The 22,082-nt window shown below is 72.8% G+C and carries 18 protein-coding genes; 10 read left to right on the top strand and 8 right to left on the bottom strand.

What is annotated here, in order from left to right:
• Positions 1 to 47: 47 nt before the first annotated feature.
• The 3 genes from ACFYW8_RS21060 to ACFYW8_RS21050 all read left to right on the top strand — a co-directional run bounded on the left by ACFYW8_RS21060 (position 48) and on the right by ACFYW8_RS21050 (position 5,266).
• Positions 48 to 1,529, top strand: a complete 1,482-nt coding sequence (locus ACFYW8_RS21060) for a PLP-dependent aminotransferase family protein (RefSeq protein ID WP_389077610.1) — start codon at positions 48 to 50, stop codon at positions 1,527 to 1,529.
• 422 nt (positions 1,530 to 1,951) lie between these two features.
• Positions 1,952 to 3,547 (top strand): alkaline phosphatase D family protein, encoded by a 1,596-nt coding sequence (locus tag ACFYW8_RS21055; protein WP_389077606.1) that lies wholly within the window; start codon positions 1,952 to 1,954, stop codon positions 3,545 to 3,547.
• A gap of 270 nt (positions 3,548 to 3,817) precedes the next feature.
• On the top strand, positions 3,818 to 5,266 hold the full coding sequence (locus ACFYW8_RS21050) for a GNAT family N-acetyltransferase (protein ID WP_389077602.1): 1,449 nt from the start codon (positions 3,818 to 3,820) through the stop codon (positions 5,264 to 5,266).
• Positions 5,267 to 5,508: 242 nt separating this feature from the next.
• Here ACFYW8_RS21050 and ACFYW8_RS21045 read toward each other — a convergent pair whose 3' ends face one another.
• A complete protein-coding gene (locus ACFYW8_RS21045) occupies positions 5,509 to 6,720 on the bottom strand; it encodes a trans-sulfuration enzyme family protein (RefSeq protein ID WP_389077599.1) in 1,212 nt (403 codons plus the stop codon).
• A gap of 60 nt (positions 6,721 to 6,780) precedes the next feature.
• On the opposite strand from ACFYW8_RS21045, the gene ACFYW8_RS21040 reads away from it, so the two are divergent.
• Positions 6,781 to 7,287, top strand: a complete 507-nt coding sequence (locus ACFYW8_RS21040) for an Lrp/AsnC family transcriptional regulator (RefSeq protein ID WP_389077595.1) — start codon at positions 6,781 to 6,783, stop codon at positions 7,285 to 7,287.
• 63 nt (positions 7,288 to 7,350) lie between these two features.
• Positions 7,351 to 9,042 carry a DUF885 domain-containing protein gene (locus ACFYW8_RS21035; protein WP_389077593.1) on the top strand — a complete coding sequence of 564 codons (1,692 nt, stop codon included), beginning with the start codon at positions 7,351 to 7,353 and terminating at the stop codon, positions 9,040 to 9,042.
• 73 nt (positions 9,043 to 9,115) lie between these two features.
• On the opposite strand, the gene ACFYW8_RS21030 is transcribed toward ACFYW8_RS21035, so the two are convergent.
• Positions 9,116 to 9,631 carry an immunity 21 family protein gene (locus ACFYW8_RS21030; protein WP_365870611.1) on the bottom strand — a complete coding sequence of 172 codons (516 nt, stop codon included), beginning with the start codon at positions 9,629 to 9,631 and terminating at the stop codon, positions 9,116 to 9,118.
• A 146-nt stretch (positions 9,632 to 9,777) separates the two neighbouring features.
• On the bottom strand, positions 9,778 to 10,386 hold the full coding sequence (locus ACFYW8_RS21025; RefSeq protein WP_389077587.1) for a rhodanese-like domain-containing protein: 609 nt from the start codon (positions 10,384 to 10,386) through the stop codon (positions 9,778 to 9,780).
• Positions 10,387 to 10,571: 185 nt separating this feature from the next.
• Between ACFYW8_RS21025 and ACFYW8_RS21020 the strand changes: the two genes are divergently transcribed.
• Positions 10,572 to 11,018, top strand: coding sequence for an Lrp/AsnC family transcriptional regulator (locus ACFYW8_RS21020; RefSeq protein ID WP_365870613.1), 447 nt, complete (start codon positions 10,572 to 10,574; stop codon positions 11,016 to 11,018).
• Positions 11,019 to 11,163: 145 nt separating this feature from the next.
• Here the strand turns inward: ACFYW8_RS21020 and ACFYW8_RS21015 are convergent, their stop codons facing one another.
• The 5 genes from ACFYW8_RS21015 to ACFYW8_RS20995 all read right to left on the bottom strand — a co-directional run bounded on the left by ACFYW8_RS21015 (position 11,164) and on the right by ACFYW8_RS20995 (position 17,805).
• Positions 11,164 to 14,166 carry an AAA family ATPase gene (locus tag ACFYW8_RS21015; RefSeq protein WP_389077582.1) on the bottom strand — a complete coding sequence of 1,001 codons (3,003 nt, stop codon included), beginning with the start codon at positions 14,164 to 14,166 and terminating at the stop codon, positions 11,164 to 11,166.
• A 55-nt stretch (positions 14,167 to 14,221) separates the two neighbouring features.
• The gene (locus ACFYW8_RS21010; protein WP_389077578.1) at positions 14,222 to 15,385 is read right to left on the bottom strand and encodes an exonuclease SbcCD subunit D; all 1,164 of its coding nucleotides are present in this window, start codon (positions 15,383 to 15,385) and stop codon (positions 14,222 to 14,224) included.
• A 109-nt stretch (positions 15,386 to 15,494) separates the two neighbouring features.
• Positions 15,495 to 16,121, bottom strand: coding sequence for a YigZ family protein (locus tag ACFYW8_RS21005; protein ID WP_389077575.1), 627 nt, complete (start codon positions 16,119 to 16,121; stop codon positions 15,495 to 15,497).
• Between the two features lie 287 nt (positions 16,122 to 16,408).
• Positions 16,409 to 16,951, bottom strand: a complete 543-nt coding sequence (locus ACFYW8_RS21000; RefSeq protein ID WP_365870617.1) for a histidine phosphatase family protein — start codon at positions 16,949 to 16,951, stop codon at positions 16,409 to 16,411.
• On the bottom strand, positions 16,948 to 17,805 hold the full coding sequence (locus ACFYW8_RS20995) for a hypothetical protein (RefSeq protein WP_389077568.1): 858 nt from the start codon (positions 17,803 to 17,805) through the stop codon (positions 16,948 to 16,950). Before ACFYW8_RS20995 ends, ACFYW8_RS21000 begins: the two co-directional genes overlap by 4 nt.
• Positions 17,806 to 18,208: 403 nt before the next feature.
• Here ACFYW8_RS20995 and ACFYW8_RS20990 point away from each other — a divergent pair, with 403 nt between their 5' ends.
• From ACFYW8_RS20990 to ppk2, 4 genes are all read left to right on the top strand, one after another.
• Positions 18,209 to 19,117: an alpha/beta fold hydrolase gene (locus ACFYW8_RS20990; protein WP_389078395.1), complete on the top strand. Its 909-nt coding sequence runs from the start codon at positions 18,209 to 18,211 to the stop codon at positions 19,115 to 19,117.
• A gap of 84 nt (positions 19,118 to 19,201) precedes the next feature.
• Entirely contained in the window at positions 19,202 to 19,609 is a 408-nt protein-coding gene (locus ACFYW8_RS20985) for a CoA-binding protein (RefSeq protein WP_261704180.1), read from the top strand.
• A gap of 168 nt (positions 19,610 to 19,777) precedes the next feature.
• Complete coding sequence (locus ACFYW8_RS20980) at positions 19,778 to 20,257, top strand: GNAT family N-acetyltransferase (protein ID WP_389077562.1); 480 nt, start codon at positions 19,778 to 19,780, stop codon at positions 20,255 to 20,257.
• Positions 20,258 to 21,015: 758 nt separating this feature from the next.
• Positions 21,016 to 21,924, top strand: a complete 909-nt coding sequence (ppk2, locus tag ACFYW8_RS20975) for a polyphosphate kinase 2 (protein ID WP_365870623.1) — start codon at positions 21,016 to 21,018, stop codon at positions 21,922 to 21,924.
• The last annotated feature ends 158 nt before the right edge of the window (positions 21,925 to 22,082 follow it).

Below are 22,082 nucleotides of genomic sequence, written 5' to 3'. Positions count from 1 at the left end.
GAAGGTGACGCTACGAACGGACCTGGTCCGGTTTAAGGTCCACTTCCATGACGTCATCGGGGACCAATCGAGGCGGGCCGCCGAACTCCCTTCCAACCATCCAGGCCCCCTGGCCGGCCGCCTGGGAGCTGCTCCTGCCCGCCGCGGCGGCGCCGGCACGCGCGCGTGGACGCACACTTCAGACCGCGCTGCGCGAGGCGGTCCGGTCCGGGCGGCTCGCTCCCGGCACCCGGTTGCCTTCCAGCCGTGATCTGGCCGGTGATCTCGGTGTGTCGCGGGGGCTGGTCACCGAGGCGTACGAGCAGTTGACGGCGGAGGGGTATCTGCGCAGTGACCGCGGTGCCGGTACCTGGGTCGGCGAAGCGGTCCGTGCGGTCGGCCCGCGCGCGCGTGACCGCGCCCCACGACGGGCCGGGGTGCTGGCCGACTTCGTGGCGGGAACGCCCGACCTGTCGCTCTTCCCGCGCTCCGCCTGGTCCGCCGCGCACCGCGGAGTACTGGCCGAACTGCCCCACCAGGCGCTGGGATACCCGGATCCGCGCGGTCTGCCGAGGCTGCGGACCGCCCTCGCCGAACTGCTCGTGCGCCGCCGTGGCGTGGTCGCGGACCCGGAGCGCGTCATCGTGGTCTCCGGGGTCGCGCAGGCGATGACCCTGCTCGGATTCGTGCTCCACGCGCGCGGGACGCCCGGCGTGGGCGTCGAGAATCCCGGCAGCCCGGAACACGGCTCGCTGTTCGCCTCGGCCGGTATCGGGGCCGTGGCGCTGCCGCTGGACGGCGAGGGCCTCGCCATGGCTGAGCTCAGGGCCTCCGGTGTACGCGCCGTGGTGACGACGCCCGCCCACCAGTTCCCCACGGGGATCGCGTACTCCGCGCGGCGCCGCGCGGAACTCCTCGACTGGGCCCGGTCCGTGGACGGGCTGTTGATCGAGGACGACTACGACGGCGAATTCCGCTACGACCGGGCCCCGGTGGGTGCCCTCCAGGGGCTCGACCCCGAGCATGTGGCGTACACGGGCTCGGTCAGTAAGTCGCTCGCCCCGGGACTGCGGCTCGGCTGGCTGCTCGTCCCGGCGTCCCACGTCGAGGAGGTCGTCGAGCGCAAACGCACCATGGACCTCGGCAACCCGGTCCTGGACCAGGCGCTCCTGGCCCGTTTCGTCGAGCGCGGCGACTACGACCGTCAGCTGCGCCGCTGCCGGCGTGCCTACCGGGAGCGGCGTGACGTCCTCGTCGCGGCCCTGGAGGAGCACTTTCCCGGCGCGCGGGTGTCCGGGATCGCGGCGGGCCTGCACGTCGTCGCCGCGCTGCCCGGCCGGTACGGTCCGCAGGACCGCTTCCTGGCACGCGCGGCGGCGGCGGGGGTGACGGTCCGGCCCACGGCACACTACGGGGAGACGGCCGTGGACGGCGTACGGCTGGTACTGGGATACGCCCATCTGCCGCCCGCGCGGATACGGGACGGCGTGCGCCTGATGGCGGACGCCGTGCGCGACCAGGGCGCCCGTCGGGAGCCCTCGGCGCCCTGAGGCACGCCGGCGAACGGGGACATCACACGGGCGGCGTCACCCACACCGGCGCGCGCCACCCGGGACGTCCGCTCCGGGCCGGGCCAGGCCGCCGGGCCGCGCCGAGTCCACCGAGCCAGGCCAGTCGCCGGGCCGGGCCGGGCCCACCGAGCCGATCCCACCCAGCCGAGCCAGGCCAGGCCGAGTCGGTCCGACCGGGCGGGTCCGGTCCCCCGGTCCCACCCCGCCTCCGACCTGAGCCACCCACCCCAGCCCGCCCCGGCCCGGCGAAACCCGGTCACCAGCCCCGCTATCACCATCACCGCGCCGCCAATTCCCGACTTTCCAGGGCCAGTTGTTCACCCGTGGTTTCCGTGTGCGCTGCGGCGCACCAGTAGTTGTGGCACTGCACACTGGCCGAATCCGTCCCCGGAGGCGTATCCATGTCGCACCGTCCGCCCAGCTCGTTTCCCGGCCGCCGCAGCGTGCTGCGCGGTTCCCTGGCCGCGTCGGCGGCACTGGCTCTGCCCACCGCGCTCGGTTCCGCACCGGCGTTCGCCCTGTCCGGCCGGCCGAAGGCGGGCTGGGGAGTCCAGGCCGGCGACGTGAGCGCCGACTCCGGCCTGGTGTGGGTCCGCTCCGACCGCCCCGCCCGGATGATCGTCGAGACCTCGGCGACCGGGACGTTCCGCAACCCGCGCAGATGGCACGGCCCGCTGCTGGGCACGGACACGGACTTCACGGGGACCACCCGGCTGCGCGGACTGCCCTCCGGCGAACAGATCCACTACCGCGTCCTGCTCGCCGACCCCGACGACCCCCGGCGCACCGGCGAGCCGGTGAGCGGGACGTTCCGTACGACTCCGCACGGGCGGCGCGACGGCGTTCGCTTCCTGTGGTCGGGCGACCTGGCGGGGCAGGGCTGGGGCATCAACCCGGACATCGGCGGCTACCGCATCTACGACGCGATGGCCCGGCTCGACCCCGACTTCTTCCTGTGCAGCGGTGACAACATCTACGCGGACGGCCCGATCGCCACGACCGCCGCGCTCCCCGACGGCAGCACGTGGCGGAACATCACGACCGAGGAGAAGTCCAAGGTCGCCGAGTCGCTGGCGGAGTTCCGCGGCAACTTCCGCTACAACCTGCTCGACGAGAACCTCATGAGGTTCAACGCCCAGGTGCCCTCCGTCATCCAGTGGGACGACCACGAGGTGCGCAACAACTGGTACCCGGGCGAGGTCATCGCGAGCACGGACGCGCGCTACACCGAGAAGAGCGTCGACGTCCTGGCGGCTCGGGCCCGGCGCGCGTTCAGCGAGTACTTCCCCGTCTCGACCCTGCGGCCCGGCGACCGGGAAGGCCGTGTGCACCGGGTCGTGCGCCACGGGCCGCTCCTGGACGTGTTCGTCCTCGACATGCGCACCTACCGCAACGCCAACTCCCCGGACAACCAGACCACGGACCCGCAGGGCATCCTCGGTGCCGAACAGCTCGAGTGGCTGAAGCGCGAGCTGTCGCGCTCGCGTGCCGTGTGGAAGGTGATCGCCGCGGACATGCCGCTCGGCCTCGTCGTGCCGGACACGACCGAAGGACAGCCGAACATCGAGGCCGTCGCCCAGGGCGACCCCGGCCTGCCGCTCGGACGTGAGCTGCAGATCGCCGAACTGCTGCGGTTCATCAAGCACCGACGGATCACGGGCACCGTGTGGCTCACCGCCGACGTGCACCACACGTCGGCGCAGCACTACCAGCCGTCGCGGGCCGCCTTCACCGACTTCGAGCCGTTCTGGGAGTTCGTCTCCGGGCCGCTCAACGCCGGCGCCTTCCCGGCGAGCACGCTGGACAACACGTTCGGCCCGGAGCGGGTGTTCGTGAAGGCGCCCGTCGCCTCGAACGTCTCGCCCGCCGGCGGCTATCAGTTCTTCGGCGAGGTCGACATCGACGGCGACAGCGGCGAACTGACGGTGCGGCTTCGCGAGCAGGACGGGACCGTGCTGTTCACGCGGGTGCTCCAGCCGGGGCGCGTAGGGCAGTAGGCGCACTCGAACCGCCGTGTCGCGCTTCGGGCCGTCCCGGGGCGCGCGGCACGGCGGGACCGCCGCCTTACGTAGGGCCGCCACACCCCAGGGCCAAGGCGCTCAGAGATCCGGCGGCCCTGACCAGGTGGGCAGTCCGCTCGCGCGTTCGAGGCAAAAGACCCGTAAAAAGAACTACAAAAAAGGGCAGAACGACTCTTAACCGATCAGTCACAAGCCGTTCGTGATCACGCAACACCATTCCTTCACAGTGACTGTATGACTCCAGACATGTCTGATGTGACGCGTGCGAAGCACGGACGGCCCGTCCACCACTGGCGGCGGGACATCGTCGAACTCGCCGCGCTGTTCACGGCCGTAGCGGTCGCGGACGGGGTGGCCAATCTCGTCGGGCACGGGCCGGACGGTCCCGCGCTGCTGGCCACCTCCGCGGCCGTCCTGGCCGCCACGGCCGGATTCCACACATGGTGGGCAAGGCGCCACGGTCACGCGCCGCCGACGAGCGATCCCGGCGCCCGGCCGCCTTCGGACGGGCGAGCGGGCGCGCTTCCCGGGGAAGCGGCGGGAACCTCCGCACCGGTGGACGTCGTCGAGGCGACGGTGCTGTGGCGGATGCGTACGACGGTCAAGGACGCGCCGGGTTCGCTCGCCGCGCTGTGCACGGTGCTCGCACAGCGCCAGGTCGACATCCTGAGCCTCCAGACCCACCCGCTGGCGGACGGGACGGTCGACGAGTTCCTGCTGCGCGCCCCCGCCGAGCTGGCCGCGTCCGAGATCACCCGCGAAGTGGCGCAGGCGGGCGGCAGCGCGACCTGGATCGAGCGGGCCGACGCCCACGATCTGGTGGACGCGCCGACCCGGGTGCTCGGCCTGGCCACCCGCACCGCTCTCGACGCCTCCGAACTTCCGCTCGCACTGCGGCAGTTGCTCGGCCGGTGCACGATCCGTTCGCTGCCCGCCACCTCTCCCGTCTCCGGCCGGGCGACAGAAGGGGCTCCCGTCGAGGGGGCACTCGAGGACACGGTGATGCGGCTGCGGGCACCGGAGGGCGGGGTGATCACGGTGGAGCGGCCGTATCTGCCGTTCACGCCGACCGAGTTCGCCCGGGCGCGGGCACTGGTCGAGCTGGACGCGCGGCTCGGTCCGCGCGTTCCGCGCGGGCAGGACCTGCTGACGCTGCCCGAGGGGAACGCGATCACCGTACGGCGCGCCGACGCCTCCGACGTCGAGGCCGCCAAGGCGATGCACGAGCGCTGCTCGCCGCGCACGCTGAGCATGCGGTACCACGGCCCGGTCGGGGACGCGGACCGCTACCTCAACCACCTGCTCAGCCCCAGTTTCGGGCGCACCCTGGCCGTACAGACGGCATCCGGCAGGATCGTCGGGCTCGGCCATCTCCTGTGGGACGGCGATGAGACGGAGGTCGCGCTCCTCGTCGAGGACGACTGGCAGCGGCGCGGCATCGGCGTCGAACTGCTGGGCCGCCTGGTGACGATGGCCGTCGACGCCGGCTGCGAGAGCGTGTACGCCGTCACGCAGGCATCCAACACCGGCATGGTGGCCGCCATGCGCGGCCTCGGCCTCCCGCTCGACTACCAGATCGAGGAGGGCACCCTGGTCATCACCGCCCGACTGGACGCCACGCCGGTGAGCTCGCGTCTGCCGTACGACCAGGGCCACAGCCACGCACAGCACGGAACGTGGGCCGGCAGGGACTAGCCGGCCCCGAGAATTCAGGTCCACGTCCCATCGGCCCGCGGCCCCGCCGGGCCCGCGGACCTGGGCGTCGGAGCGGACGGGTCGGCGGACCCGTCCGCTCCACCCGCCGCTCCACCCGCCGCTCCACCGCCGGGATGCCGAGCCGGTCAGCCGCTCCCGGCCCGGCGCGGGCAGGCCCGGTGGCGGCGTTTCGCCCGACGCGAAGCCCCGGCCCCCTCAGCCCCCTCAAGCCCCCGCCCCCCTCAGCCCCCGCTGGTGAACCCCAGCGCTCCCTCAAGGTCGGACCACAGGTCGTCCACGTCCTCCAGGCCCACCGACAGGCGCAGCAGCCGGTCGCTCACGCCTGCGTCCTGGCGGTCCGCCGTGGGGACTATGCGGTGGCTTATCGAGGCCGGGTGCTGGATGAGGCTGTCGACACTGCCGAGGCTGACGGCGGGGGTGATCAGCCGGACTCCGGCGATGACGTCGTGCGGGTCGCCGTGCACCTCGAAGGCGATCATGGCACCGCCGATGCGCGGATAGTGGACGCGGGCGACGCGAGGATCGTCGGCCAGCCGGCGGGCGAGTTCCGCGGCGTTCGAGGACGCGGCCCGGACCCGGACCGGCAGGGTCGACAGGCCGCGCAGCAGCAGATAGCCGGCCAGCGGGTGCAGGACACCCCCCGTCGCGAACCGCACCTGGCGCAGCTTCCGGGCGAACTCCTCGTCGCACGCCACCACTCCGGCCATCACGTCCCCGTGTCCGCCCAGGTACTTGGTGGCGCTGTGCAGGATCAGGCGCGCACCGTGCTCGGCGGGGCGTTGCAGCACGGGCGTCGCGAAGGTGTTGTCGGCGAGGAGCGGGACCGAGCCGCAGGAGTGGGCCACGGCCCGCAGGTCGAGTTCGGCGAGCGTCGGGTTGGCCGGGGACTCGACCATCACGAGGCCCGTGTCGGGACGCAGCGCGTCGGCGATACCGGCCGGGTCGACCCAGGTGACCTCGCTGCCGAGCAGCCCGGCCGTGAGGAGGTGGTCGCTGCAGCCGTACAGGGGACGTACGGCGACGACATGGCGCAGACCCATGGCGTTCCGCACGAGGAGGACTGCGCTCAGCGCGGCCATGCCGCTCGCGAAGGCGACCGCGCTCTCGGTGCCTTCGAGTCGCGCGAGGGCGGTCTCGAAGCGGGCGACGGTCGGGTTGCCGAGCCGGGCGTAGACGGGCGGGCCCTCGGGTTCGGCGCCGTCGGCCGCGAAGGCGTCGATCCGGGCGGCCTCACCGCGGCTGTCGTACGAGGGGTAGGTGGTGGACAGGTCGATCGGGGCCGCGTGCAGCCCCAGAGCCGCCAGATCCTCCCGGCCGGCGTGCACGGCCTCGGTGGCGAGTGCCCGGGTCGGAGCCGCGAAGACCCGGCCGTTTCCGCTCGGGTCGTCCGGCGCGTCAGTCGCGCCCTGCTTGTCGTACACAACGGAGTCCATGGGCGGAAGCCTGAACACCGGGCGGGGTTCGGGCGCCACATCCCGTGTTACGTTCGCGCCATGGCCGATTCCGTCGTACTCGATCCGGTGGATCTTCATCTGTTGCGGCTGTTGCAGAACGACGCACGGACGACGTACCGCGATCTCGCCGTGCAGGTCGGGGTCGCGCCCTCGACCTGCCTCGACCGGGTGACCCGGCTGCGACGGGCAGGGGTCATTCTCGGCCATCAGCTGCGGCTGGACCCGGCGAAACTCGGACGGGGTCTGGAGGCGCTGCTGTCCGTACAGGTGCGGCCGCACCGCCGGGAACTGGTGGGGCCCTTCGTGGACCGGATCAGGCTGCTGCCGGAGTCGCGGACCGTCTTCCATCTCACCGGTCCCGACGACTACCTCGTCCATGTCGCGGTCGCGGACATGGCGGATCTGCAGCGACTGGTGCTCGACGAGTTCACCTCGCAGCGTGAGGTGGCGCGGGTCGAGACGCGGTTGATATTCCAGCAGTGGGACTGCGGCCCGTTGCTTCCTCCCGCCGCGCCGGGCACGTCGCCCCCGGCCAAATCCGGCTGATGCGGCGAAAAAGCCCGGCTGACCGGGCTGACGCGGCGCCCGTCCGCGTATGAGGATGTGCGCATGTCACAGACGAAGAAGCCGCTGCCCCGCGAGGTCGCCGACGCGTACGTCGACGACCTCATCGCCCTCGACCCGGTTCTCGGCACCTACCTCGGTGTGAAGGAGAGTCACGGCAGGCTCCCCGACACCTCGCCCGCCGGCCAGGACGCCGTCGCCGAGCTGGCGCGGGTGACACTCGCGCGGCTGGACGAGGCGGAGCGGCAGCCCGGCGCGGAACGTGACATCGAGCGGCGTTGTGCCCGGCTGCTGCGTGAACGGCTCACCGCCGCACTCGCGGTCCACGACGCGGGCGAGGGTCTGCGGTCCGTCGGCAATCTTCACACTGCGGCGCACAGCGTGCGGGAGATCTTCACCCTGACGCCGACCGAGACCGACGAGGACTGGGCCACGGTCGCCGAGCGGCTGCGCGCGGTACCGGCCGCGCTCTCGGGCTACCGGGAGTCCCTGGCGCTCGGACTCGACCGCAAGCTCTACGCGGGCCCGCGCCCGACCTCGACCTTCATCGGGCAGCTCACCGAGTGGACGGACACGGACGGCCAGGGCCGCGGCTGGTTCGAGGACTTCGTCTCGGCGGGCCCCGGCTCCGCGCGCGAGGAACTGGACACGGCGGCGCGTGCCGCGACGGAGGCGCTGGTCGGCCTGCGGGACTGGATGCGCGAGGTGTACGCGCCCACGATCGAGGGCGCGCCGAACACGGTGGGTCACGAGCGGTACGCGCGGCTGGCCCGCTACTTCAACGGTACGGATCTCGACCTCGACGAGGCGTACGCGTACGGCTGGGCCGAGTACCACCGGCTCCTCGCCGAGATGAGGACCGAGGCCGAGAAGATCCTGCCCGGAGCGGCGACTCCCTGGGTGGCGCTCGCGCACCTCGACGAGCACGGCCGGCACATCGAGGGGGTCGACGAGGTCCAGAGGTGGCTCCAGGGGCTGATGGACGAGGCGATCACGGCCCTGGACGGCACCCACTTCGAACTCGCCGAGCCGGTACGGAGGGTGGAGTCCCGCATCGCCCCGCCCGGCGGCGCGGCGGCTCCCTACTACACCGCCCCGTCGCAGGACTTCTCCCGGCCGGGCCGTACCTGGCTGCCCACGATGGGGCAGACCCGCTTCCCCGTCTACGACCTCGTCTCGACCTGGTACCACGAGGGCGTACCCGGCCATCACCTCCAGCTCGCGCAGTGGGCGTACGTCGTCGACGACCTGTCCCGCTACCAGGCCACCGTCGGCCAGGTCAGCGCCAACTGCGAGGGCTGGGCACTGTACGCGGAGCGGCTGATGGACGAGCTCGGCTTCCTCACCGACGCGGAGCAGCGGCTCGGCTACCTCGACGCGCAGATGATGCGGGCCGCCCGGGTCATCGTCGACATCGGCATGCACCTGGAGCTGGAGATCCCGGCCGACGCTCCGTTCCATCCGGGCGAGCGGTGGACCCCGGAGCTGGCGGAGGAGTTCTTCGGCTCGCACAGCAGCCGCCCGGCCGACTTCGTGGAGAGCGAGCTGACCCGCTATCTGACGATCCCCGGACAGGCCATCGGCTACAAGCTCGGCGAGCGTGCCTGGCTGCTGGGCCGCGAGAACGCGAAGAAGCGCCACGGTGACGCCTTCGACGCCAAGGCCTGGCACATGGCCGCCCTGTCCCAGGGGTCGCTGGGCCTGGACGACCTGGTGGACGAGCTGTCCCGGCTCTGACGGCCCGCGCGGCGGCCGACTCCGGCCGCCGCGCCCTCTCGCCAGGGCGCCCCGACGCCGGTCCGTCAGAAGATCAGGGCGTCAGCCGACGCAGTTGTACGAGGCCCACCCAGGTCTCGGGGCCCGGTTCGACACGGGCCGCGCGGACCCCGTACCGGCCCGGTTCGAGCGCCACCCTCAGGTGGTCCGTGCCCTCGGAGGCGATGCCCGGCCACGCGGCGTCGAAGAGAACGACGGGGCCTGGCACGTCCCACTGCGCTTCCGGCTCCCACACGGCCTCCGCCAGCGCGGCCGGGACAACAGCGAGCAGTTCGTCCTCGGACTCGGCGGCGCACCAGCGTACGAAAGCGCCGTGCTCGGGGAGGTAGGTGGTCGAGGCGGGATCGTCGCCGAGGACGAGGGCCCTGGTGTCGCCCACGGGCAGGAAGCCGATGAATCCGTCGACGTCACAGGCCCGGTCGTAGTCGCAGGACATGTCGTCGCCGTCGGCCCCCGACCAGAACGGGAGGACCGCTTCCGGAATCGCTATGAGCGGCCCGCCGCCCGACTCCACCCACTGGACCGCACCAGGGTCCGCGCATCTTGGCATGCGCAGAAGTTACACGGCACTCGTCTGCCCCCGTACGGCAGGCATCCCCAGAAGGCCCGAGGCGGACATCGGCGCGAAACGCGCGTGCCGAAGCCGTCGGCGCGATGCCCGTTCCCCGGAGTCGGCGCGATGCCCGTTCCCCGGAGTCAGCAGCCACAGTCCTCCGTGTCCACGGGCGCCGTCAGCGGGTCCGCGGCGGGACGCTCACGCCCCTCCCAGGTCTCGAACTCGAATCCCTCGCGCGCCCAGTACTCGAAGCCGCCGAGCATCTCCTTGACCTGGAAGCCGAGTTCGGCGAGGGCGAGTGCCGCCCTGGTCGCGCCGTTGCAGCCGGGGCCCCAGCAATAGGTGACGACCGGCACCGACTTGTCGAGGAGCTGCCCGGCCTGCTCGGGGATGAGCGCGGTGGGCAGGTGGACAGCGCCGGGGATGTGGCCCTGGTCCCACGAGGCGGTGGAGCGGGAGTCGAGTACGACGAATCCGGGGTCGCCGTCGGCTGCGAGGGCCGCGGCCACGTCGGACACGTCCGCGTGGAAGGCGAGGCTCGCGCCGAAGTAGGCGGCGGCCGCGGCCGGGGACGCCGGTGCCACCCGCAGAACGGGGTTCGCCACCGTCACGGAACCGGCCTCGGAGCCGGTCGGCGGGTGCGCCGCGGCCGTGGTCGACGCGGCACCGGTCAACGTGTCCGCCCCGGGGGTGTTCGACGCGGCACCGGTCGCCGTACCGGTCGTGATGCCCTCAGCAGTCGCGATCATGGCCTGCCTTTCCTTGCTCCAGGCCCCGCCGGACCGGTGCCGCCCTTGCCACCCCGGTGCTTCTCGCGCACCGAGTCCCGCGGGACTTCCTGACCAGAAATCTACGTCTGCCGGTCTCCGTCCTGAAGTGACGATCCACGGCAGCGCTCTTGATCGGCCGGTGATTCTCCTGGTATTCATCACGGATGACCGCGTATTCCCCGGACACCACCGACTGGCTCATCCTCGACGTCCTCCAGCGCGAGGGCCGGTCCAGCTTCGCCGAGCTGGCACGGGCCGTCTCCATGTCCGCGAGCGCGGTCACCGAGCGGGTGCGCCGCCTGGAGGAGGCGGGCGTCATACAGGGGTACGCGGCCGTCGTCGACCCCGAAAGCCTCGGGCTGCCGATCCTGGCGTTCGTCCGGCTCAGGTATCCGAACGGCAACTACAAGCCGTTCCACGACCTCGTCGAGGTCACGCCCGAGATCCTGGAAGCACACCACGTCACGGGCGACGACTGCTTCGTCATCAAGGTCGCCGCGCGCTCGATGAGCCACCTGGAGACGGTGTCCGGCAAGATCGGCACGCTGGGCTCGGTGACGACGAGCGTCGTGTACTCCTCACCGCTGCCGCGCCGCCCACTGGGCCGCTGAGACCGCTCCCCGAGGCCACCGCGGGAAGGCTGTCCAGGACCGTCCGTGCTCAGCCGGACCGTCCGTGCTCCGGCGTCGGCACCCGAAAACCAGGCGCCCGGCACCCGGCCACCGGGCCGGTCGGCTGGTCGGCTGGTCTCAATAATCAGGCCTCCGCACCCCGCTGCCTTACGACCGACCCCGTTCTCCCCTTCACGACCTCCAGCTGGGCGTGGATACGACGGCGCAGGTCGGCGACGTGGCTGACGATGCCGACGCTGCGGTCTCGTTCCCGCAGCGAGTCGAGGACGTCGAGCACCTCGTCGAGGGTCTGGTCGTCGAGGCTGCCGAAGCCCTCGTCGATGAAGAGCGTGTCGAGCCGCACTCCGCCGGCCTCGTCGGTGACCACGTCCGCGAGGCCGAGGGCCAGGGCGAGGGAGGCGAAGAAGGTCTCGCCCCCGGAGAGCGTCGCGGTGTCACGCTCGCGTCCGGTCCAGGCGTCCACGACATGCAGGCCGAGCCCGCTGCGTCCGCGGCCCGCCCGGTCGTCGGAGTGCACCAGGGTGTAGCGCCCCGAGGACATCCGCTGGAGGCGCACGGTCGCGGCGGCGGCGACCTGCTCCAGACGGGCGGCGAGGACGTACGACTCCAGGCGCATCTTGCGTTCGTTGTCCGCCGACGTGCCGGCCGCCAGACCGGCGAGCCGGGCCACGCGGTCGTACTCCTCGCGCAGCGGGGCGAGCCGGTGGACTCCTCTGGTCGCCCGGGTGGAGAGGGCGTCCAGCTCCGCGCAGCGCCGGGTCGCCGCGTCCTGCGTCGACGCGGTGTCTCGCAGGCGCCGGGCGGCGGACTCGGCCGTCCGCTCGGCGGCCCGCAGGTCGACGGACGGGCGCCGCGCCGCGGCAGCGGTGTCGGCCTCGGCGAGCACGGCGTGCACCGCCGACTCCTCCAACTGCCAGGCATCGAGGCGTCGTTGGAGATCGCGGTGGGCCGCGTCGTCGAGCAGCGCGGCAGCCGCGGCCTGCGGGGTCTCGAATCCGGCGCGGAAGGCCGCGTCGGAGAGGCGCGCGTCGGCTTCCTTGAGACGCCGCGTGAGGTCCTCGGCCGTTCGAACGCGCTCCGCGGCCTCGCTGAGCAACCCGACCTGGCGTTCCAGCTCCACGGCCCGCTCGGACACGCTCCCGGCGGTCCCCCGGGCCTGCTCCAACTCCCCGTCCAGCGTCGCCCTTTCGCGGTCGAGGGAATCCCGGAGCGAGGCCCGCGAGGCGACCCGCCGGGCGGCCTCCTGCTGAGCGGTCAGCCGCCGCTCGTGTTCCCGCTCGGTCTGTTCACGGGCCTCGCGCGCGGCGTGCAGCCCGGAGGCCACGGCGCGGGCCTCGCCGTGCAGCCGCTCCAGTTCCTCGGCCTGTTCCGCGAGTCGGTCCGTCGGCGCGTCACTCGCCTCGGCGGTCGCGGCGGCCAGCGCCTCGCGTACGACACCGAGCCGGCGCTCGGCCTCGGCGCGCTCCTCGTCGGCTTCCCGATAGACGGCGAGGGCGCGTTCCTCCGTCTCGCGGTCGACGTGACCGGCGATCTTCCGGGCGGGCGCGGGGTGTTCGGTGGCGCCGCACACGGCGCAGGACTCGCCGGCCACCAGTCCGGCGGCGAGTTCGGCGGCGATCCCCTGGAGGCGCTGTTCCTTCAGGTCGAGCCAGCGGGCGTGTGCCTCCGTCGCGTGCTCACGTGCTGCGAGGCTCAGCGCGTGGGCGTTCTCGGTGTCCTGGGCCAACTCGTCGCGCAGGCGGGCCGCGGCGAGCCGCTTGAACGCCGGTTCCCGCTGGACGGCGAGCTGTTCGGCGCGTGCCGCGGCCTGCTGCGCGCGGTCGATCCGCGCCTCGACGCCCGCGCGGGTGTCCTCCCAGCCGGCCAGCCAGCTCTCCGCGTCCAGGAGGACGTCCTCGTCGGCGCGCTCCTGACGGTCCAACAAGGCGCGCTCCGAGCCGAGTTCGCCGAGGCGACGCTCCGCGCGGCGCGCCGACTCCAGGCCGCCCAGTTCCTCGGCGGCCTTGCGCGCGGCGGCCACGAGACCGGGCGCCCCGGCTCCGGCGAACGCCTCCGGCAGGGCGGCACGCGCGCGTGTCTCCTCGGCGGCCGCTCGCCGGTGCTCCGCCTCGACGGAGTCACGCAGGTCGAGTGCGGGGGCCACCGCCTCGGCCTTGCGCGCCCGCTCCATGCGCGTCCGGTCGTCCCGGTGGGCGCCGGCGCGCTCCTCCAGACGCGCGGCGCGCTCCTGCGCCTCGGTGAACCGGCGCTGCAACCGGTCCACTTCGCGCACGCCGTCGAGCGCGCGATCGGCCGCGGCCTGCGCCGATTCGGCGGCCCTGCGCGCGCAGTGGGCGATGGTCAGCCCCTCGCGAGCGGCGCTGCGGGCCACCGCGGCCCAGGAGAGCACGGACTCGGCGAGGCCCGGATCACCGGGCGCGAGGTCGGGCAGCGGCTCCTCGACGGTGGCCCCGGCCTCCTGGTGCATCCGGTGCGCGTCGGCCAGCAACGCGGCGTCACCGGCGCGCACTTCGGCCTCGGCGGCGCGCCGGCGCTCGGCGAGGCGCTTTTCGACCTCGGCGAAGCGGTGGGTGTCGAAGAGGCGGCCGAGCAGCTTGCCCCGGGCCTCGGCGTCGGCTCGCAGGAAGCGCGCGAAGTCTCCCTGGGGCAGCAGTACGACCTGGCAGAACTGCTCGCGGCTCATGCCCAGCAGTTGGGTGATCTCCTCGCCGATCTCCTGGTGGGAGCGGCTGAGGTCCTTCCAGGAGCCCGCCGAGGAGTCGTACTCGCGAAGCCAGCTCTGCGCCTTCTCCGTCGTGGTGCCAGTGCCGCGCTTCTTGGCGCGCTCCCACGGAGGCTGCCGGGTGACTTCCAACCGGCGTCCGGCGACGGTGAGTTCGAGCCGGATCTCGGTGCGGGTGGCGGGTGCCGCGTGGTCGCTGCGCAGGCCGAGGCCCTGACCGCTCTGCCGGGCGCCGGGAACCGCTCCGTACAGCGCGTAGCAGACGGCGTCGAGGACGGAGGTCTTCCCCGCGCCCGTCGGTCCGTGGAGCAGGAAGAGCCCTGCGGCGGACAGCTCGTCGAAGTCGACCTGCTGGGCGCCGCCGAACGGGCCGAAGGCGGTGATGTCCAGGCGGTGCAGCCTCATCGGTCCACCTCGGTCTCCGGGCGGTCGGCCCCCTGAGTGTGCGGCGGGCGGGAGGTCACCGGGCGGTCTCCCGTACGGTCTCGTCGGCGCGGACGGCGTCGAACGCGTCCCGGAGCACGGCCTGTTCGTGGGCGTCGGGGCCCGCGCCGCGCACATGGGCGACGAAGTCCTCGGCGATCTCCTCCTCGGTGCGGCCCGCGAGCCGACGGGCGTACGAGACGTCCGGGGCGTGCGGGGAGCGTTCGGGGTCGAAGACGAGGCTGAGCGTGTGCGGGAAGCGCTCGGCCAGCCGCGCCATCGGGTCGGCGGGCCGCACCGGGTCGGTGAGGGTCGCCTCGACCCAGGAGGCCGTGTGGCGGTGCAGCTCCTCGTCCGCGAGCAGGTCTTCCAGATGTCCGCGGACGCGGGCGAGCGGGCGGGGCACGGGGCAGTCGATCCGCTCCGCGGCCAGGGAGCCGCCGGGGCCGAGGTCCACGAGCCACATGCTCTTACGGTGGCCGGCTTCCGAGAAGGAGTACGGCAGCGGGGAGCCCGAATAGCGCACGCGCTCGCCGATGATCTGGCTGCCGTGCAGGTGGCCGAGGGCGGTGTAGTCGACGCCGTCGAAGACCGCGGCGGGCACGGAGGCGACACCGCCGACGGTGATGTCCCGCTCGCTGTCGCTCACCTCGCCGCCGGTGACGAAGGCGTGGGCGAGGACGACGGAGCGGGTGCCCGGAGCACGGGTGGCGAGGTCGGCGCGGACCCGGTCCATGGCGGCGGCGAGGACGGCTTCGTGCCCCGCCTTCTCCACCCCGAACCCGTCCTTCACCAGAGCGGGTTCGAGATAGGGCAGGCCGTAGAAGGCGACGTCGCCGTGGGCGTCGGTCAGCACCACCGGGGTGCCGCACGCCGCGGGGTCGGTCCGCAGGTGGACGCCCGCCCGCCCGATGAGTCCGGCGCCTACGCCGAGCCGGCGCGCCGAGTCGTGGTTCCCGGAGATCATCACGGTGGGCACGCCGAGGTCGGCCAGCCGGTGCAGGGCGTCGTCGAAGAGCTGGACCGCCGCCAGCGGCGGGACGGCACGGTCGTACACGTCTCCCGAGACGACCACCGCGTCCACCTCGCGCTCGCGCGCGGTCGTGACGAGATGGCCGATGAAGTCGGACTGGGCGCCGAGCATGTTCACCCGGTGGAACGCCCGGCCCAGGTGCCAGTCGGAAGTGTGCAGGAGCCTCATGATCCCCGAAGGGTAACGGCCGGGTCTGACATCACGGGCGGTTACTCCCGTATCGGCCCGCCATGACCTTCATTGAAATATGCCAATCTGTAAATAATTGCCCGAATTATCACGCGTCTCCGTAGGCCTCTCCGCCCAGCTCGAAGCCGGCCGTGCCCGCGGTCGTGTCGGCCAACCACGCCCGGAAAGTCTCCACATCGGCGTCCGGCAGCCCGATCTCGATGGTGACCGCCTCGCCGTAACGCACATCACGTACCTCGCGACCGGTGGACCGCAGATCGTTCTGCACCTTGCCGGCCCGCTGGTGGTCGACGGTCACCGTGGCCAGCCGGAACCGTCGGCGGGTGATCGTGCCGAGCGCGTCCAGCGCCTCGCCCACCGAGCCCCCGTAGGCCCTGATCAGCCCGCCCGCACCCAGCTTGACCCCGCCGTAGTAGCGGGTGACGACGGCGACGACGTACCGCATGTCGCGGCGCAGCAGCATCTGGAGCATGGGGACGCCCGCGGTGCCGCCCGGTTCGCCGTCGTCGCTCGCCCTCTGCACGGCGGCGTCGGCGCCGATGACGTACGCGAAGCAGTTGTGCGTGGCGTCCGCGTGCTCCCTCCTGACGGCGGCGATGAAGTCCTGGGCCTCCCGCTCGGTGGCGGCCGGGGCGAGGGCGCACAGGAAACGGGAGCGGTTGATCTCGGTCTCGTGCACGCCCGCGCGGGCCACTGTGCGGTACTCGTCCTGCATCACGCCAGCGTATGCGCTGCACGCGCGCGTGCCCGACGGGCCAGGACGGGGACGACGCCCGTACCCGGGATCATGTCACCGGACGCCCGCGAGACCGACGAGCCGGAGCGGCAGGACGGCCGGGCCCGCGATCACGCACCGCACGCGCGCGTGCTCGACAGGCTGACACCAGGACCAGGACCGGCACGCGCACGGGACCGGGACGGGACCGGGACGGGACCGGGACCGGGACGGGACCGGGACGATGACCATCCGTCCGCCGGGCGAGGGCGCACGTCGGCCGGGATTCACTCCTTCTCGCCCCTCGGCACGAGGATGTCCGTCAACAGCGCTCCGCCGGGCCCGAGTTCGTTCCAGGCATCGCCGTGCCAGACCAAGACCGCGACGGCCGAGGTAGGGAACTTCGTCCGGACCCGGTCCAGCGTGTCGCCGAAGCCGTCCCCGGCCAGTTCGAGGACCAGCTCCTCAAGTCCCGGGTTGTGCCCGACCAGCAGCAAGGTCCGTACGTGTTCGGGAACTTCGCGCACGGACACCAGCAACTCCGCTACGTCCGCGCCGTACAGCCGCCCATCGAACCGTACGGGCGGCGGAGTACCCCACTGTTCGGCCGCCAACTCCCAGGTCTCCCGGGCGCGTACGGCCGTCGAGCACAGCGCGAGGTCCGGCAGCAGGTCGGCTCCCGCCATGGCGCGTCCGGCGGCCGGGGCATCGCGACGGCCACGCGTCGCGAGCGGCCGATCATGGTCGCGCACTCCGTCGGGCCAGGCGGACTTGGCGTGCCGCAGGACGACCAGTCTTCGCCTCGGGCCCGCGGCGGCGCTCGCGTTCACGGCGCCGTTCCGATCTCGCGGGTGAGTTCGAGGCCGAGCAGTCGGTCGGCGTAGGCGTACGTCTCGAAGCGGGCGCCCTCCGCGACGTCCGACGTCTCCACCCACCGCAGCACGTCCAGCACGGCGAGGACGTCCAGGTCGTCCTCCCAGGCGGCGCGCAACCGCAGGCGTACGTCCTCGGGAATCGCCTTGGAGGGCCGCGTCGCCCATCCCGCGACGGCGGCACGCCAGCGCTTGAGCGTGCCCTCGGCCTCCGCCAGGGCGTCCGCGTCGAGGCGCAGGGGCAGGTCCCGGCGCCGCGCGAGCAGGGCCAGACGCAGTACGGCGGGATCCCCGGGAGCGGGAGCGGGACCGCGCCCGGTGTCGACGCGGGCCACCTCGACGCGCGGCCCGTCCGTCGCGGCGGCCCCCGGAGCGAGGACTTCGATGGTCCGCGTGGCCGCCGGTCCCGGCTCCGTGTCGCGGTGGTGCTCGAACGGCCGGATCCCGAGTTCGGCGGCGCGCGCCCGGAGTCCCGCCTCACCCCAAGGGTCTGCCGGGTTCATCGGGTCTGCCGGGTCCACCGGGTCCGGTGGGACCGGTGGGACCGGTGGGGTCGCCTCGTCCGCGGTTGCCGCGCGGTCCATGACGTCTGCCCGGTCCATGGCGTCCGGCCGGTGCGGCGGCGAAGTCAGCGTCGCCCAGACGGGGTTGCCGCCGATCTCCAGGGCGCGCACCAGGATGTCGGCGACCAGGAGCACCCGCAGACCCGTGATGTCGGAACCGGGCAGACGCACATGGACGCGGACCAGCCCGCGGCGGGCAAGGGCCGCGTCGATGGGTTCGCCCGTACGGGCGTCGAGGATACGGAGCACGAGGTGAGCCTAGGCGGGCGTACGGCCGGGTGCGGGGAGGTGGGGGCCGTTCCGGACATATGCGCCCGCGCTTCGGGATGCCGACCGAGGACATGCGGGCCGGCCTCCAGGAGGGGTGGGCGGACGGTCCGGGGGATCGCAACGCCGAGTTGCTGGGAACCATCGCGTGCCACGCGCCGCACGCGTCGGCCCGGAACGCGCGGATTCAGCGGCAGGCAGACCGGGCACGCCCTAGGTCAAACTGCCGGTCCGACTCACGGGGACTCCGGTGGTTCGGTCGCTCCGCCTCGAGACTCGGCAGCCGCGGGGCTGGACACCCGCGCCGGGGCGGGCGACGAGCACGACCTTGACAATCCGCGCCCGCGGCCTGAAGGCTGACCGACCAGTCGGTTCGAGGGAGTGGATCGTGGCCGAGTTGAGCATCTCCACCGCCGCGGGTGTGTTCGACGCCATCGCGGCGGGTCCGCCCGAGGGCCGCCCGGTCCTCCTGCTGCACGGCTTCCCCCAGACCGGGCCGGCGTGGCAGCGGCAGATCGCGGCGCTGGCCGCCGAGGGCTGTCGCGTCGTGGCGCCCGACCAGCGCGGCTACTCCCCCGGGGTCCGCCCGAAGCGGCCCGAGGACTACCGCATCAACGTCCTGGTCGACGATGTCGTCGCGATCACGGAGGAACTGGGCTGGCCGACGTTCGACCTGGTCGGTCACGACTGGGGAGGCGCGGTCGCATGGTGGACGGCCGCCGCCCATCCCGGCCGCCTCCGCACTCTGACGGTCGTCTCGACCCCGCACCCGGGCGCTCTGGCCGACGCCCTGCGCACCGACGAGGATCAGCGCACCCGATCCCGCTACATGCGCGACTGGCGCGAGACGCCCGCGACCGAGGACCGCATGCTGGCCAACGACGCCGAGCTGCTTCGCACGCTCTACGCGGGAAAGGTGCCGCAGGCCGCCGCAGACGCCTACGTCCGGCACCTGTCCCGGCCGGGCGCCCTCACCGCGGCACTGAACTGGTACCGGTCCGGCCGCCCCGACGGCGCGATCGGCGTCATCGAGGTCCCCACGCTGTACGTCTGGAGCACGGAGGACACCGCTTTCGGCCCGGCCCCCGCACGGGAGACGGGGCGGTGGGTCACCGGGCCGTACCGGTTCGAGATCCTCCCTGGCCTCAGCCACTGGATCCCCGAAGAGGCACCCGAGACGCTGAACCGTCTGCTGCTCGACCACCTGCGAGCACACGGCGAGCACGGCATCACGGCGAACACCCCTCCCGACGGCGCGCCCGAGAGCGGAGCGCGGGACGTACGCCGCCACTGACCACCGGCCTCGCGAGGAATCACCGCGCTCCACCCGCTGTTGTCGCTCACGACGGACCCCGACCCATCCCCGTGGAGGCCGAACGTGTACGGCGACGCAGAGACGATCCGCAAGATCCTCACCGAGCGGGGTGACACCTGGGCGATCGTCGGACTCTCGTCGAACCAGCGCCGCGCGGCCCACGGCGTCGCGGACGTCCTCCAGCGCTACGGCAAGCGGATCGTGCCCGTGCACCCGAAGGCCGAGACCGTCCACGGCGAGCAGGGGTACGCCTCCCTCGCGGACATCCCCTTCGACGTGGACGTCGTCGACGTCTTCGTCAACAGCGACCTGGCCGGGCCGGTGGCGGACGAGGCTGTCGCCATCGGCGCCAAGGCCGTCTGGTTCCAGCTCGACGTCATCGACGAGGCCGCCTACGAGCGGACGCGCGCCGCCGGGCTCGACATGGTCATGGACCGCTGCCCGGCCATCGAGATCCCGCGACTCGGCTGAACGGACGGGACCGAACCGACGGGGTTCCGTCGGCCCGGCTGCGGGTTCCGTCGGCCCGGCTGCGGGTTCCGTCGGCCCGGCTGCGGGCTGCGGGCTGCGGGCTGCGGGCTGCGGGCTGCTCAGCCGACCCGACCTGGCGGACCGGTTCAACAGGGGCCCGGGTGCGTGATGTTGACGTCACGCGGCCTTTGCGGGTTTCCTGCTCCGGTGTCCATCCTTCGCATCGAAGCGCCGGACGACGAGGCCCGCCTCGCGGACTGGCGCCACGTCCACAACGTGATCGTCCCGCCCGCCGCCATGTCCCTCGACGACGTGCGCGAGCGCGTCCGGCGCAACCGCATGGAGGTCGCCTACCTGGGCGACGTCCTGGTGGGCTGCACGACCGTGCGTCCGCCCGCCGACGACGGCGCGACGGCGACCGTGATCGCGCGGGTGCTCGCCGAGCACCGCGGACAGGGCTTCGGCGAGGAGCTGTACGCCCGCGGTCTGGACCAGGCCCGCGCCTCGGGCGCCGAGGTGATCGAGACGGTCGTCCTGGCGGCCAACGAGGACGGACTGCGCTTCGCCCGGCGACACGGCTTCGTGGAGATCGAACGCTACGTCCTGCCGGGCGAGACCGCGGAATACATCGACCTGAGACTGAACTGAGCGCCGGCGGCACCCCGGCGACCGGCCCGAACCTTCGAACCCGCCCCTTGACCCGCCGATCGCCCTTCCGGCCGACCGGCCGCCGTCCGGCTCGCCCGCGACGAGCGGCACGCGGGCGTCACGGGCTGACGGCGTAGAGGAGCGTGAGGTCGTCTGCCGCCGATCGGGCGAGCAGATCGACCCGGGCACGCGTCGCCTTCGTCTCCGGTTCTCCCGGCGTACGCCTGCGATTGCTTCCATCGGGAGATGGACCACATCACGTTCACCGGTGGCGGTCGTCATGGTCGTCATCGTCACGGCGGTTTCCGCGACGGTGACGCTCGTCCACGCCCGTCCGGGGTTCGCGCTCTCCGCCACGCGGGTCCGCCCGGTCGGCGTTCCCGGCGCGGGAACGGGCAGGAAACCGGCCGGGGTTCGCTGGGGAACCGCGGGCCGCGTGGCGGTCGCCCGGCCGGTCACGCCGCCGGCCGCCGCGGTGGTCGGCGGGGTGGCGGCGAGCGTGCTGAAACACGGCGGGACCTTCTGCACCGTGGTGATCGCGACCTTCGCGGCGGCCGGCGCCTCGGTCACCGTCACGGCCTCACGCCGCAACCCGGTGCACGCCTCGAACATCGACGACCGGCACGCGGTCACCGTCCCTTTCCTCGGCTGCGCGGCCGTGGCGGCGCACGGGACCTTCCGATCGTGCCGCAGTGCCGCTGACAGGGCGGGAACAGGCCGATCGACGGACAATCGGAGCACGGGAAGAGGAGGGCCGGATGACGGAACTGCTGGCAGGCATGCAGGTGGACTACTCCGACCACGACGACCCCGTACTGATCCGGCCGGACGGCAGTCCGGTGGACACTTGGCGGGAGAACTACCCGTACGAACAGCGCATGGAGCGCAAGGAGTACGAATGGCACAAGCGGCTCCAGCAGATCGAGCTGCTGAAGCTGCAGAGCTGGATCAAGGCGACCGGCCGACGGCTCGTCATCGTCTTCGAGGGGCGCGACGCGGCCGGCAAGGGCGGCACGATCAAGCGGTTCACCGAACATCTCAACCCGCGCGGTGCTCGTGTGGTGGCACTGGAGAAGCCGACCGAGCGGGAGCGGGGGCAGTGGTACTTCCAGCGGTACGTGGAGCATCTGCCGACCGCGGGCGAGATAGTGATGTTCGACCGGTCCTGGTACAACCGGGCCGGTGTGGAGCGCGTGATGGGGTTCTGCACGGACGACGAGTACCGGCGTTTCGTGCGGCAGGCGCCCGCTTTCGAGCGGATGCTCGTCGACGACGGTGTGGACCTGATCAAGTTCTGGTTCTCGGTCTCCCAGAGTGAGCAGCGCACCCGCTTCACGATCCGTCAGGTCGACCCGGTACGGCAGTGGAAACTCAGCCCCATGGACCTGGCCTCGCTGGACCTCTGGGACGACTACACGGCGGCCAAGGTCGCCATGTTCCGCGAGACGGACACCGAGCAGGCCCCCTGGACCGTGGTGAAGAGCAACGACAAGAAGCGGGCCCGCGTCGAGGCCATGCGCAGCGTCCTGGCCCGCTTCGCCTACGCCGACAAGGACGAGGTGGTCGTCGGCAGCCCCGACCCGAGCATCGTGGGCGCGGCGGCGAACCTGCTGGAGGAGGGCGAGGACGACGCGGCCCCCACGGGCGACCGCGCGGCCGCACACTGAGGGCGTCGCCCGCACGCGGACTGGACCGCGGGCCACCGAGTGCGGGCGGACTCGACCGCGCCTCACCGCGTATGCGCGCCCGCTCGACCGCACGTCACCCCGGGCACACGCGAACCCGGCCGCACGTCATCCCACGTGCACGCGGGCCCGCCCGCGGA

It is taken from the genome of Streptomyces sp. NPDC002742 (assembly GCF_042888885.1).
Classification (GTDB): Bacteria; Actinomycetota; Actinomycetes; order Streptomycetales; family Streptomycetaceae; genus Streptomyces.
This window is presented reverse-complemented; position numbering and strand designations above follow the sequence as displayed.

Excerpts from the sequence above, each read along its gene's own strand:
- ACFYW8_RS21060 (WP_389077610.1), top strand. The coding sequence starts at position 48 with ATGACGTCATCGGGGACCAATCGAGGCGGGCCGCCGAACTCCCTTCCA.
- ACFYW8_RS21055 (WP_389077606.1), top strand. The coding sequence starts at position 1,952 with ATGTCGCACCGTCCGCCCAGCTCGTTTCCCGGCCGCCGCAGCGTGCTG.
- ACFYW8_RS21050 (WP_389077602.1), top strand. The coding sequence starts at position 3,818 with ATGTCTGATGTGACGCGTGCGAAGCACGGACGGCCCGTCCACCACTGG.
- ACFYW8_RS21045 (WP_389077599.1), bottom strand. The coding sequence starts at position 6,720 with ATGGACTCCGTTGTGTACGACAAGCAGGGCGCGACTGACGCGCCGGAC.
- ACFYW8_RS21040 (WP_389077595.1), top strand. The coding sequence starts at position 6,781 with ATGGCCGATTCCGTCGTACTCGATCCGGTGGATCTTCATCTGTTGCGG.
- ACFYW8_RS21035 (WP_389077593.1), top strand. The coding sequence starts at position 7,351 with ATGTCACAGACGAAGAAGCCGCTGCCCCGCGAGGTCGCCGACGCGTAC.
- ACFYW8_RS21030 (WP_365870611.1), bottom strand. The coding sequence starts at position 9,631 with ATGCCAAGATGCGCGGACCCTGGTGCGGTCCAGTGGGTGGAGTCGGGC.
- ACFYW8_RS21025 (WP_389077587.1), bottom strand. The coding sequence starts at position 10,386 with ATGATCGCGACTGCTGAGGGCATCACGACCGGTACGGCGACCGGTGCC.
- ACFYW8_RS21020 (WP_365870613.1), top strand. The coding sequence starts at position 10,572 with ATGACCGCGTATTCCCCGGACACCACCGACTGGCTCATCCTCGACGTC.
- ACFYW8_RS21015 (WP_389077582.1), bottom strand. The coding sequence starts at position 14,166 with ATGAGGCTGCACCGCCTGGACATCACCGCCTTCGGCCCGTTCGGCGGC.
- ACFYW8_RS21010 (WP_389077578.1), bottom strand. The coding sequence starts at position 15,385 with ATGAGGCTCCTGCACACTTCCGACTGGCACCTGGGCCGGGCGTTCCAC.
- ACFYW8_RS21005 (WP_389077575.1), bottom strand. The coding sequence starts at position 16,121 with ATGCAGGACGAGTACCGCACAGTGGCCCGCGCGGGCGTGCACGAGACC.
- ACFYW8_RS20980 (WP_389077562.1), top strand. The coding sequence starts at position 19,778 with ATGTTGACGTCACGCGGCCTTTGCGGGTTTCCTGCTCCGGTGTCCATC.
- ppk2 (WP_365870623.1), top strand. The coding sequence starts at position 21,016 with ATGACGGAACTGCTGGCAGGCATGCAGGTGGACTACTCCGACCACGAC.